General features: G+C 50.9%; 8 protein-coding genes. 6 read left to right on the top strand and 2 right to left on the bottom strand.

All coding sequences use genetic code 11. The annotated features are described in order from the left end of the window. Positions 1-96 precede the first annotated feature (96 nt). Entirely contained in the window at positions 97-1,257 is a 1,161-nt protein-coding gene (locus QUG01_RS03865) for a hypothetical protein (RefSeq protein WP_500828974.1), read from the top strand. A gap of 403 nt (positions 1,258-1,660) precedes the next feature. Here the strand turns inward: QUG01_RS03865 and QUG01_RS03860 are convergent, their stop codons facing one another. Together QUG01_RS03860 and QUG01_RS03855 are read right to left on the bottom strand one after the other, a co-directional pair. Further along, a complete protein-coding gene (locus tag QUG01_RS03860; RefSeq protein WP_500828973.1) occupies positions 1,661-2,341 on the bottom strand; it encodes a DUF6933 domain-containing protein in 681 nt (226 codons plus the stop codon). A gap of 101 nt (positions 2,342-2,442) precedes the next feature. Then, positions 2,443-2,850 carry a hypothetical protein gene (locus tag QUG01_RS03855; RefSeq protein WP_500828972.1) on the bottom strand — a complete coding sequence of 136 codons (408 nt, stop codon included), beginning with the start codon at positions 2,848-2,850 and terminating at the stop codon, positions 2,443-2,445. 293 nt (positions 2,851-3,143) lie between these two features. Between QUG01_RS03855 and QUG01_RS03850 the strand changes: the two genes are divergently transcribed. The 5 genes from QUG01_RS03850 to QUG01_RS03830 all read left to right on the top strand — a co-directional run bounded on the left by QUG01_RS03850 (position 3,144) and on the right by QUG01_RS03830 (position 12,258). Next, the gene (locus QUG01_RS03850; RefSeq protein WP_500828971.1) at positions 3,144-5,753 is read left to right on the top strand and encodes a type VI secretion system Vgr family protein; all 2,610 of its coding nucleotides are present in this window, start codon (positions 3,144-3,146) and stop codon (positions 5,751-5,753) included. Positions 5,754-5,765: 12 nt separating this feature from the next. Beyond that, the gene (locus QUG01_RS03845) at positions 5,766-7,961 is read left to right on the top strand and encodes a peptidoglycan DD-metalloendopeptidase family protein (RefSeq protein WP_500828970.1); all 2,196 of its coding nucleotides are present in this window, start codon (positions 5,766-5,768) and stop codon (positions 7,959-7,961) included. Next, entirely contained in the window at positions 7,954-8,622 is a 669-nt protein-coding gene (locus QUG01_RS03840; RefSeq protein ID WP_500828969.1) for a hypothetical protein, read from the top strand. Before QUG01_RS03845 ends, QUG01_RS03840 begins: the two co-directional genes overlap by 8 nt. Positions 8,623-9,562: 940 nt before the next feature. Continuing rightward, positions 9,563-10,534, top strand: coding sequence for a hypothetical protein (locus tag QUG01_RS03835; RefSeq protein WP_500828968.1), 972 nt, complete (start codon positions 9,563-9,565; stop codon positions 10,532-10,534). Beyond that, a complete protein-coding gene (locus tag QUG01_RS03830) occupies positions 10,531-12,258 on the top strand; it encodes an RNA-directed DNA polymerase (RefSeq protein ID WP_500828967.1) in 1,728 nt (575 codons plus the stop codon). Before QUG01_RS03835 ends, QUG01_RS03830 begins: the two co-directional genes overlap by 4 nt. Positions 12,259-12,363: the final 105 nt, after the last annotated feature.

Below are 12,363 nucleotides of genomic sequence, written 5' to 3'. Positions count from 1 at the left end.
ATATTTATAATGGTTTCTGAGTGCCTAGAGAGGCTGGTCTATTTGGTTCGTAGGTAACCGTGTATATGGGGTGTTTCTTCTTTTGTATGGATAGTAATGAACAGAGTTAATGATTCTGAGAGAGTTAAAGATCACCTTTCGGAAGACCATATAGATGAAGGTTTGTTAAAGGCATGGGTGGAAGGTAGGCGTAAGTATCTTTGGAGAAAGCGGGTTGCTCGCTTTTTAGAGCTACACCCTTTGGCGTGGTTCTTTGATGAGTATCCTCCCCAAGATATTTATAAAAGTATTTCGGAAGATAGGAGGAGTACTCGGCAAAATGTGCGTTATCACTGGCTAAGACAGCGCACTGGCTGGTCATTCCTGTCTCAATTGAAGACTTCGGCAGGTGTCCGATTTGCTTCAGTTGCAGGGTTGGTAAGTGCTATTTTTCAGGCCTCTCCCAATATGAATATTGCAGGATGGAACGGTATGCCTTTTCGCTGGCTACTGCTTGCAGGTCTTTTTTATTTGGTGGCTGTGGTTTTGATAGAGGTGTTTACTCCTCTGTTGTTGAAGCTGATAATTAATTATAAAGATGATCAACTTGGTCATCATGGTAGACAATGGTTCCGCACTCTAGTTGAGGATGAGTTGCGCAGATGGTGGTCGAAAAGAGAGTGGTGGCCACATCCTGATTTGTTAGATCTTACTAAGATGGAAGATCGCGCTGTTCTTGGAATAATGTCAGGACATGGTGTTCCGGCATATTCTGGGTTTGGGTTTTATGCGAGTGCTCATATTGAATTGGCACTGGAGGAGTTTTCAAAAGCAAGAAATTTAAAATTGTGGAGAGTGGATCGGTATGGACAGGGCTTATCGAAATTTCAATCGAGTGGCGCACGTGAAGGAAATCGTCCGAGGATGCAACATTTGTGCATTAGGCGTCCTAATTTATTGGAACTAAAAGAGAATCCTTGTGTTTCAGAAGCGGATTTAATGGTTCAGTGGTTTTTCTCCTCTGTCGACATATCCCATCTTGTGCCAAGAAGAAGAGATCTCTTAATGTCTGAGGGGTTGGAAGGACTAATGCATTTTTTTGCATGCGATGAAGATGCAATTTGTTTCTCTAGCATTGTGGCTCGTTGGCAAAATTCTATGCATCCATGGCGGCGTCTATCTGTAATTTTCTTTTATATGGCTAGTTTGTTTTGTTTTGCATGGTTTGTTGTGTTGCAAGTTGTTATGGTTTTTGAGGGGTTGAGATTTTTTGCTTAAATGAGATATGTTTGGCTGGGGCCGTGAATTAGAAATTCTTACCGCCATGCTTGGCGATAACCCCTGCGACGCATTCTGGGGGGGGTATATGCTGAGATTTTCCATGTCGTGAACATTTTTGGCTATAACCATGCTTTCCGTATCCCAGCAAAGTGCCTCAATCTTCAAGGCGTATCGCATAAAATCGCAGTGGTTGTTGGGGATATGATATAGCTGCTTCATCGGGAGTGGTCACACTCGCTGGGGGGCGGGCCTTTCCTAGCTGGTATACCACCGATTCGTTTTTTCAGACTTTTGACTGCGTCCCCAGAATCAAGCCTGTGTAGCTGTGTACGAGCCAACTACCGAGAGAGGCTCGGTAGTTGGCGTGCGGTGGGGAGCTTGATCAGCTTGGCAGGGTTGATTAATAGCCCTTCGTCTCGACGTACTGCAATACAGTGCGCTTCAAGTTCTGTTTTCTGGCGTCTTGTATCCGCTCACTTACATTCCGCAACTGCGATTCGTGGAAGCCGGCAAAGTCACGTAGACAGGCACGCAGCAGAGCTTCATTGGGATAGAAGTAATCGCCACCATGGGCGCTACGAATCATTCTGTTGAGATCTTGCTCAAAGCCCGCAGCTTCCTCATAGTTGTCTGGTAAGCATCCGTTATCAGCTACCGCATTACGACAACACTGCACGACTTCATTGATATGCGCCTGCACGCTGCGGTCGCTGTTCGTATGGAAGCGAAAAGCATGGTGAGTGGTCATCAGACGGTTGAACATCGTTTCGCAACCAGACTCGTCTAGTGCTCCAGTATCCTCTGCTAACCAGAACAGGTGGTTGGCTAGACGTTCAAAAAATAGCTGCAGCAAGGTTTCGCCATTCCCCTTTTTTACCCCCCAGAACACCATAGCAAAGCGCGAGTCAGCATGCATTGCCACTATGATGGTCTGGCGCATGATTTTGACGGCATGTAGTTGCCATATCCATGGGGTGCCACCCGCTGGCAGAGGCTGATCGTTTACCCAAGAATGGGTCACGCCGTTACGCGTGCTGCTCAGCGCTGTACTGGCATCTTTAGTGCAATGAAACAGCAACATCCGAACTATCCTTTTGATTGCCTGACGGGTTCCGACAGCCAACTGGAACGAATTTTGTCATGAGCAACAGATGATCGATGATCTACCATGCTTGGTCGTTATTACAAATCATCTATTTTCACATTGATGGGTGCCTCCCCATCATCCAGACGTTTTTTGGCAATCCTGAGCAGCTTCGCGTCCTCGTTGCCTGCGTTCTTCAGCAACAGCGTTCCATTCCCCTGATCTTCAAAAGATAGGGTATCGCCCTCTACCCAGCCCGCAGAAGCCAGTAGCTCGTCGGGAATCGTCAGTAGCGCATCGCCACTGCCATCTCCTACATCCAATAGCGGAACCCTCCAGCTGGTTTGGGTCGGGTTTTCCCAATCTGAAATCGCAGCATCCAGCAGTCTTGCTGCTAACTCATCCACCGACTGTTGTTGGGCTGCGGCCATTTTGGCGAGCCGCTGTCCTAGTTGACGACTCACGAGCAGCGTTAGCCAAGTTTCAGAATTCGGATCATCGATCATGATGCACTCCAATCGCATGCTGTAAACCACTCGGCTATAGGCCATGGCCACCGGACGAAGCGCCTTGGTTATGATAAAAATGGGCGTATTTGCCAAGCCGAGGATCGCTGGAAAGGTGCTCTACTGCCCCATAATGCCGAGCCACAGTCATCGTTAAACCTGTACTTTAGTCTAGGTTTCTCAGATATATAATGAGGCTGGCTTGTTGACGCTTACAGAGCAGCATAAAATTCTTATCCTCTTTTAGTTCAATGACATACCCTCTTTGGAGGGTATTTTTATTTGGGACTCGGATGGATTTGAATGCACTGCTGGCCAGTTTCGCCTCCGCTTTTGGCCAAGATAGACGGGTATTGACTTTGCGGCTGGGCACCGGGCAGATCGCCGCCGAGCAGCTGCTGCCGCTGAGCCTGCAGGCCGAAGAAGGTCTGTCCCAACCGTACCGCTACACGCTGACCTGCCTGTCGCCGGACACCCATATCGAACTGAAGTCGCTGCTGGGCCAGCCGGCGCGCATCGGCATCGAGGATGCTTCGGGCGGCGAGTCCATCCGCTGCGGCGTGGTGAGCCAGGCCAGGCTGCCCGGCGCCGATGGCGGCTTCGCCAAGTACGAACTGACCATCGAGCCGCCGTTCGCGCTGCTGCGCCACCGCCGCACTTCGCGCGTGTTCCAGGACCTGACGGTGCCGGACATCATCCAGCAGATACTGTCCGAACATCAGCAGAGTAACCCGGCCTTCGCCCGCGTGCAGACCCTGTCCATCCAGGTGCAGCCGGCCCAGCCGCGCAGCTACTGCCTGCAATACCGCGAGAGCGATTACGAATTCATCGTCCGGCTGCTGCACGAAGAAGGCTACGCCTGGCGTTTCCTGCATCAAGACGATGACGGCCCGCAGGTGCAGCTGGCGGTGTTTGACGATCCGCACAGCCTGCCGGCCGCGCCGTTAAGCCGCGTGCGCTTCCACCGCAGCGACGCCACCGAAGACGAAGACGGCCTGACCGAATGGCAAGCCGCGCGCCAGATCGTGCCCAGCAGCGTGGCGCTGGCCAGCTACGACTACAAACCCGTTTCCACCCAGCGCAGCGAAGACGGCAGCCGCATCGAACAGGGCCAGGCCGGCCAGTCGCTGCAGAGCAGCCTGACCCACTACGACGCGCCGGGCCTGTACTACGCCGGCGACGACGAACAGCTGGGCCGCTACGCCCAGCTGCGCCAGCAGGCGCATGACCTGCAGGCCAAATCCTTCACTGCCAGCGGCACTGTGCGCGGCTTGCAGCCGGGCGAATGGTTCCGTCTGGACGACCATCCGGCGCACGAAACCGACAGCCCGCAACACCGCGAATTCGTGGTCACCGGCCAAAGCTTCCAGGTGCGCAACAACCTGCCCCAGGATCTGGCCCAATACGTCGGCGCCCCCAGCGACGCCGCGCCGTTCACTACCACGCTGCAGACCCAGCGCCGCGGCATTCCGCTGACCCCGGCCTATGCCGACACGCCGCTGGCCAAACCCAAATCGCGCGGCGTGCAAACCGCCACCGTGGTCGGCCCGGCCGAACCGACCGACCAAGTGGCCGACGAGATCTACACCGACGCCCAAGGCCGCATCAAGGTGCAATTCCACTGGCAACGGCCAGAGGAACATCAAACCTTCGGCGCCAATCTCGACGACAAATCCAGCTGCTGGCTGCGCGTGGCCATGCCCAGCGCCGGGGCCAGTTTCGGCCACCAATTCATCCCGCGCATCGGCCAGGAAGTGCTGGTCAGCTTCATCGAAGGCGACATCGACCGGCCCGTCATCACCGGCGTGCTGTACAACGGCAGCCATCCGACGCCGGACTTCAGCGGCGCAGGCAGCCTGCCCGCCAACAAAACCCTATCCGGCATCAAATCCAAGGAACACCAGGGCGGCGGCTACAACGAACTGCTGTTCGATGACACGCCGGGCGAAGTGCGCGCCAAACTCAGCTCCGAATCCGGCAAGACGCAGCTGAACCAAGGTTTCCTCACCCACCCGCGCAGCAACGGCAAAGCCCAGCCGCGCGGCGAAGGCTTCGAGCTCAGAACCGACCAGCACGGCGCCATCCGCGCCGCCCACGGCCTGCTGCTGTCCACCGAAGCGCAAAACGGCGCCGGCGGCAAACAGCTGGCGCGCGAACACGCGCAAAGCCAGCTGCAGTCCGCCGTCGCGCTGAGCCAGGCGCTGGCAGAAACTGCCACCGCTCAACTCGCAGATACGATGGAAACGGGACCGGATGGCATTGGCGACGATAACGCCAAGAGCGGCAAGAAGGACAAGGGACATATCCAGCACCAACTGGATGCCCTGGCTGCTTGGGAGGCGGGGTCGAACACGGACAAGGACGGCAAGACAGCCAAGGATCAGGCTGGCCAACAGCCGCAACTGGTGCTGTCCGGCCCGGCCGGCATCGCCAGCGTGACTGAGCAAAGCCAAACCTTGGCTGCCGGCACCAACCTGAACCTGGTCGCCCAACGCGATGCCAACCACACCACCGGCCGGCGCTGGATTCACAACGTCGGCAAACACATCAGCCTGTTCGTCGCCGGGGTGAAAGACAAGGTGGCGATGAAGCTGATCGCCGCCAAGGGCAAGGTGCAAATCCAGGCACAAAGCGACGCGATGGAAATCACGGCAGACAAGGATGTGACCATTACATCCTGCAAGGAGAGGATCGTCGTCAATGCTAAAAAGGAAATTCTGGTAACTGCTGGCGGGGCTTACTTTCGCATCGCGGACGGCAATATCGAAGTGCATGCGCCTGGCACGGTTAGCATCAAAGGGGCAAGTCATGACTTAAACGGGCCGGATAGCATGAACGTCCCGCTGCCGACGCTACCCAAAGACAAATACACTCCACCCAATTCTCATCCGTTCTCGGAATAAGCGGATATCAGCATGATCATCAGCCCCCCGATTCTCAAAACGCCCCAAGGCACGGCCACAGATGAACAGTGGCTGGCCGGCTTGATGCCCTTTACCTCTCGCGGAGGCTTTCCTATCGCCAGCCGTATGGCCTGGCATGGTGGCCAACATATCGAGCATACCGATACCGGCGCGCATGGCGAGCCGGTTCGCGCGATTGCGGATGGCGTGGTGGTTTACAAGCGAGACCCATCTCCTGATGCGGACAAGAAGCCTTTGGCCTATCAGGGAGAGACTGACAATGGCTGTGTGGTGATCAAGCACAGCACAGAAATTGGCGAAGGACCAGAGGGGCAAATCGAGTACTACTCGATTTATATGCATCTCAAACAGGTTTTCGTCAAAAAAAAGCAGCCGGTCAATCGCAAGGATAGTTTAGGCAGCGTCGGAACCTGTAACGGGAACAATGCCATCCATCTCGAAATTATTTGCGACGATGCCAATCTGAAAAAAATCGTCGGCAGAAGTTCAGGCAAGCTGGATATCAGCAAGGATGGGCGGGACAAGATCGTCTACGGCGATATGCATTTCTATCTGCCGCCAGGCACACCGTTTTTTGCCTCCATTGCGTCACCGCAAGCCCCCGCAGGAAGTGGCGCTGCTGTTCATACCTCCACTGTCCCTCTGTTTGTGACGATGCGTTTTGAAAATGGAAAATGCCTCTTGGCAACACGGCAAGAAGACCCACAACAAGAGGGTTTATACATAGAGATCGGCCAAGAACTACCGGAAAAAGACAGCGAGTACGAATATAATCTCTATGCTAAGGCAAACAAGCTGGCAGATGCTTTTCATATTGCTCCTAGCGCAACCTATGAACAGCTACGTTTTGGCCGGGTGATCAATACAGAGCATGAGACCCCCATTGCTCCAGGTACAGTGCCTCATTGGCACAAGGTAAATTACCCAGGCGGACAAGGATGGGTCAATCTAAATGCGATTGGTGTAAAAAAATTTAGCGATGCTGATTTTCCTCACTGGATAGGTTGGGCACTAATTAATGATGACCCTACACCCGATAGCCAGTGCAACTCCCCAGCGCTAGAGAAGTGGATTGTAGGAAATACAGGGAAGAAACTAAATAAGGACGCTCTTGCTTCGGCTATTGCCGATGAAAAAATTCAATCCAAACTCTCTCGTACCATATGCAAGTTCCCAACAGAATGGGAAAAAGCGCAACTGGACACGCGTTATGGCTGGCTGAAGCAGAAAAGTGACATCCTTGATGAGCCCATGACGGAAGAAAAGTATGCTGAGTTCAAAGCGTACGTTGAAGCCCTTTGCTTCTGGGATGAGGCGTCTATAGGTATAGATAGCAGCCATTGGCATATTTGCCCAAGGATGTTTATCTTGCAATTCAGGAAAAATGGCTGGCTAAGCAAGGCTGAGCTCGCCAAAGTATATCCAGACAAGTTGATTCCAAAGATGTCTGGTCAAACTCCTGAGCAATTGCGCGAGCAATACAGACTTCACCTCAATAAGGTTGCCAGAAAATACCTATACAACACACCTGTTAAACTGAGCCATTTTTATGGGCAGGGTGCAGTAGAATCTGGACTATTGACCAAGATGGTTGAGCAAAGTCAAAAACAGGACTACGTTAACAAAAAGGGCCTAGGAATAGAACCTAAATCTCTAGTTTCAGAGAAAGTTCTTGGTCACTGGTATGGTGCTACCCCTAGTGAAGAAGATTTATACTATTCCAAAGAGAAATATAATAGCAAGGGGATTAGGATTACAGGATCCTACAGTTGGCTTAATGGAAACTGTGGCGATGTGGATGCACAAAAATTCAGAGGCAGAGGATTTAAACAGCTAACGGGTCGTTCTAACTATGCAGCCTACTGGGTGTATCGCGGATACCTGAAAAAAAGTCAATTTGATGATGGCTGGTGGAATGATCACGCTTACAAAAGCAAAGATGCCAAAGTCATGAAAAAGCGTCCTGCGCCAATAGATGACCCACAGAGAATATCTATAGATGATTACAACTGCATCGATGCAGGAGGTTTTTACCTTGCATTTGAGCGGCCAAAATCTTTAAAAATTATGGGGCAACGCGGCCCTGATGCAGTGCGACTGATCACTTTAGCAATTAATGGAGGCGAAATTGGACTTCCCGACAGAAAAGCACATACAGCACGTATTGAAAAAATACTCCTTGAATAGCCTTGCTTGCATAGCATTTATTGCTTCCGGAATAGCCTACGCAGACAACAGTTATCAGTTACCGATAAGTAGCGGGTATACTTTCACTGCGGCCTCGAGTAATACTGTTATGGCGACGGGAGCTGGCAAGAAATGTACCATCACAAACTTAACAGCCTCAATGGGATCCGACCCCAGACTCCCACCAAGATTAAGCAATGATGGCGAGTATGTAATACTATCCGAGCATGACTATATAGATAAAAATGAACTTACCTCCTGCACCAACAAAATCAAAGCCCAATCGATAAAGAGCTTTCTATTTGATATAAACAAAAGCAAAGGACTAGTGCTCAGCGCAGACATCTACTCAACCACCCCCGATGGGTACTTGGCAGAACTATATGATATAAAAACAAAAAAAGACGTGGTACAGGCCAAAGGTTTTTTTGATAAAAAAACGCCTGCAAAAAAACAACTAGAGAACGTATTCAGCCTAACTGGCAATGGAATCATCTCAAAAGACGGACAATATGTTTCCGTCAATGGCGATCCCGACTGCACCGGCGACTCGTACCCTGGAGTGTATAACTTAAAGACAAGGAAATTAGTAAATAGAACTACACTGGGCGGACTTGATGGTGACGCTTTAGATGCCGCCTGCAAGAAGCTTTTCGAATAGATTAGCTTAGCCCTAATCTTATAGTAAATCGGGCGCTGTTTGCACAAACTCGTTCGGGAATACAGAAATATAGTGAGATCAAAAAGATCAGTGAAGTGCAAAGGCTCAGCCTTGGCTTCATGCGATCTTGTTTGAGCATCTCAACTGAACTCATGCAAAATTTGCACGAGTTCAGTAGGGGGAGTCAGGGAGGTCCTTGATGAGCGGAAACCTTTGGGTGTAGTCGGGTTCCATCTACCTTCGAGAGTGATACTAGCCATATACGGGTGTGCATGGGCGCACCTCACGCAACGACTATGCTGGCCACGCTGAAACCCTTGCTATTGCTAGCTTTGACAGACTATAGCAACAAACATGCAGGTAAGCCCTTGAAATCATAGGGGTGTTACAGACTAAGAGCCTTGATCTCCGTTTGATTTATTTACTGAAAAATCAATAGGTTAAGGGTTGCCGTCATGACAGACTTTATTCTTTCCGATCAATGATCAGAAAGAATAAAGTCTGTCACGAGGTAATGAAGTCTGTCACGACGATGACATGATCTGTTTCTTGCCAGTTGTACTAAACAAAGAGGCCCGGAAGGGCCTCTTTTCATTAGAGATTTCTTGGCTTGATGATTCGCAAGGGAATGATCGAAGGGGCCGTTCGTCGGCCCAAGCGGACGGTCGATCTGTTCCTGCGAAATGGCTGCTATCGACCCAGTCCTGACCTAGGTTATCGATCACGTTTACCGGCAGGTACTTAGAGCAGTCCCGCCGCACTGGTTGGTGGCTTGCGGGCAAAACGTCGGGCTTTGCAAACGCGCATGACGTCGACGTCACAAAAGACAGTCTGTCTACGCCCTTCTATAGCGGACATCGCCTCTTTCAGTGCGATATTGATTATGATATTCGGATCAATCCTCTTTCAGCAGCGATGACCGCAAAACTGTGTGAATTCTATGACCCGACTTATTAAACCCGATGACATTCCTGAGTCGCTATGGCTTGCCAAGTCGGGATGCATCCAGCTTGCACCTGATCTAGTTGAGGCTTGGAAGCATCTACTACACCATTCGGGTCTTTATGAAAAAGCACTACAAAAAGTACCGAAGAGCATAGTTGGTGGATTCAGCAAGGAGGCAACGGATGAGCATCTTGCATGGAGATTCAGCGGGTCTTCTGCAAGGGTTCAACTAGGTCTGCTTGATCCTCACAATGAACTGAACGGCACCACAGATGCTTTTGCTCGAATTTTTTCAGGTGGAACGATACTTGTTGCTGACTTACCTTGTGGCTCTGGGGCAGCCGTATTGACCCTGTTAGCTACCGTTGCTGAGCTACGCCGCCAGGGTAGAGTGCCAAGGGAGCCATTGCACGTAAAAGTCATCGGGGGAGAACTCTCTGAATTCGCAAGGAACTACGCCTCTCTAGCCATGGATCACCTCATGGCTTCTTTTAGTGAACAAGCGATCTGGGTTACCGCTGAATTCATTTCATGGGACGCGCTGGATAAATTTTCTACGGCTGATCTGACTAACCTGCTAACCCTGCGCGGACAGGACTGTTCGGCACGACTTATGATACTCGCAAATTTCTCGGGGTTTCTTCAGGGAAACGGAAAGTGGAAAGAAGCCACCCCGCAATTCTCGAGTCTATTCATTCATGGAAGAGCCAACGAAAGCTATGTTATCTGGATTGAGCCGCAAGAAAACTCAGTTCTAAGTGAAGGAGGATTTTTCGAAAGGGTCCTAGAGTGGTTCAAGAAGCTCTTTGCATCACATCAAACACCTGAAGAGCAGACATTGCTTCATGTCGATAATCTCGGGAAAAGTCATGCAGAGGTACAGCACCCACTACGGGATGAACACCAGTTTAAAGTCAACCTCGTAATCCAGCGCTTTGATCTTCCTGTGACAGGAGCAAAAGCATGAAGCCACAGCTGCTTGCCCTGCGAACAGTCAACCAATACCGCACCCGCGATATTCTGGCCTACCTTGGATTGCGTTACTACTTTGCTAACCAATGTGCATGTCGTGACCGGTGGGCCTCTGATGTCGCAAGCCACTTAGTTTTGACTCGCTCTAACACTCCGTACTTCCAGTCGCAGCACTTCAAGGATATTCGAGCAGACGGCCAGATAGATCATCGCCAAATATTTTTACCAGGACCCAATGAGTCATTCGCCGAGGCAGTATTGTTGGCAGAATGCGCAAAGCATCCCGCATTCCACACACCAGAATTTGTATTCAGCTACAAGCTTGCGGAAGGTGACGAATCACAAGGCGTATACACTCCATACTTTTTGGGGCTTCAAGAACGGCACAGGAAGATTGCTGATGCCTGCCGAAACAATCCAGGCAGTGTTGTTCGCTATACCGATATCAAGCGCTTCTACCCCAGCATCTCTGCGAAACTGGCGGAAGCTGCTTGGCAGAAAGCCTCCGATCAAGCTCAATTAGCAACACACTACCGTGAACTTGGCTTGAAGCTTCTAGACGATCATGCGGCCACGGCAACAAATAGGAAGCATGGGAATGGTCTTCTGACAGGGCCAATGTTTAGCCACTTGATCGCAAATCTTGTATTGCGTAATGTCGACAAGGTAATGTCAGACTTATTCCCTGGTCGTTACTTCCGCTACGTAGATGACGTAGTGCTAGTAGGTGTGCCTGAACAAAACGAAAATGGCCGGGCTCTGCTCCATTCTCTATTGAGCGATCTTGGCCTTGAACTACACGATCAAGGGGCAGGAAAAGATTTCGACGTTGGTGGGAACGATTGGCTTGCTGGTGAGAAAGACTTTGAAGGTAGCAATTCGCGAGGGTGGATGATCTTTGCTCGCGACCTGAAACAGTTGCTTATTTCACGAGTGTCATCTAGATCATCGCTTGCACCCATGTTTGCTGCCGAAGGTTTTCGTATTCCGCTGCCGGACTATTGTGTCGAAGTCAGTGACGCAAGGTATCAGAAACACTTCTTTGAGCTACTTGGCAAGTATCCTTGGTTATTGAAAAAGATATTCAGGCAGTCAACGCCAAGTAGCTTATTGCTTACCGCCAAATTCCTTCGATCCGATTACACGGAACATTTGAACCGAATCTTTGAAACTGGTTCGGACATCAACGGATACGACCGGAAACGTGCCATCCCCAAAATTCGCTACCTTGCAGGCCGACTGCTCTACCTCGGGCGAACTGAAGATTTAACCACAATAGCCGGCAGGCTGAAAGCCTATCCAGAGCTATCGATGCTTGCCGAGATACTGAACGCTGTTGCTACTCGTAATGTCACAAACCTCCTGCCCTTAGGTAGCAATGCAGTGCAGTCAGCAGCTCAAATACTGAAACTCAGCGCTGATGCAATCGAATGCAACGTTGATTCATGGAATGTAGCTGAACGACAAGGATTGGCAGTTCTGCGTGCTAATGGCGTCACAGTTCATGGCCCCGATGATGATGAGCTAAACCGTTTTGCGCTATGGCAAGGTGGAAAGAATGGACACGATCTTATGGAGTCACAAGACGCATTCATTCAGGAGCTGGCATGCCTGCATGGTGTCGCTGATGCCCCTCGCCACCAAGCTACTTTAGAAACGGCCTTTGACCGAGGAGAAGAGCTTGCTTTTGACGCAACAACACCAATAGATACCTACTGAGGCATCAATTTCAGACGAATTATCAGTAGGAATCGCTCTGCATTCACTCGACGCGTAATGGCAGCTTACGAGTCAGATCAGCGGCCGCTGCATGGAGTGGAGTTA

The sequence above is a fragment of the Chromobacterium sp. CCUG 76385 genome, assembly GCF_059916625.1.
The sequence above is the reverse complement of the archived record's forward strand: the minus strand, read 5'-3'. Positions and strand labels throughout refer to the sequence as shown.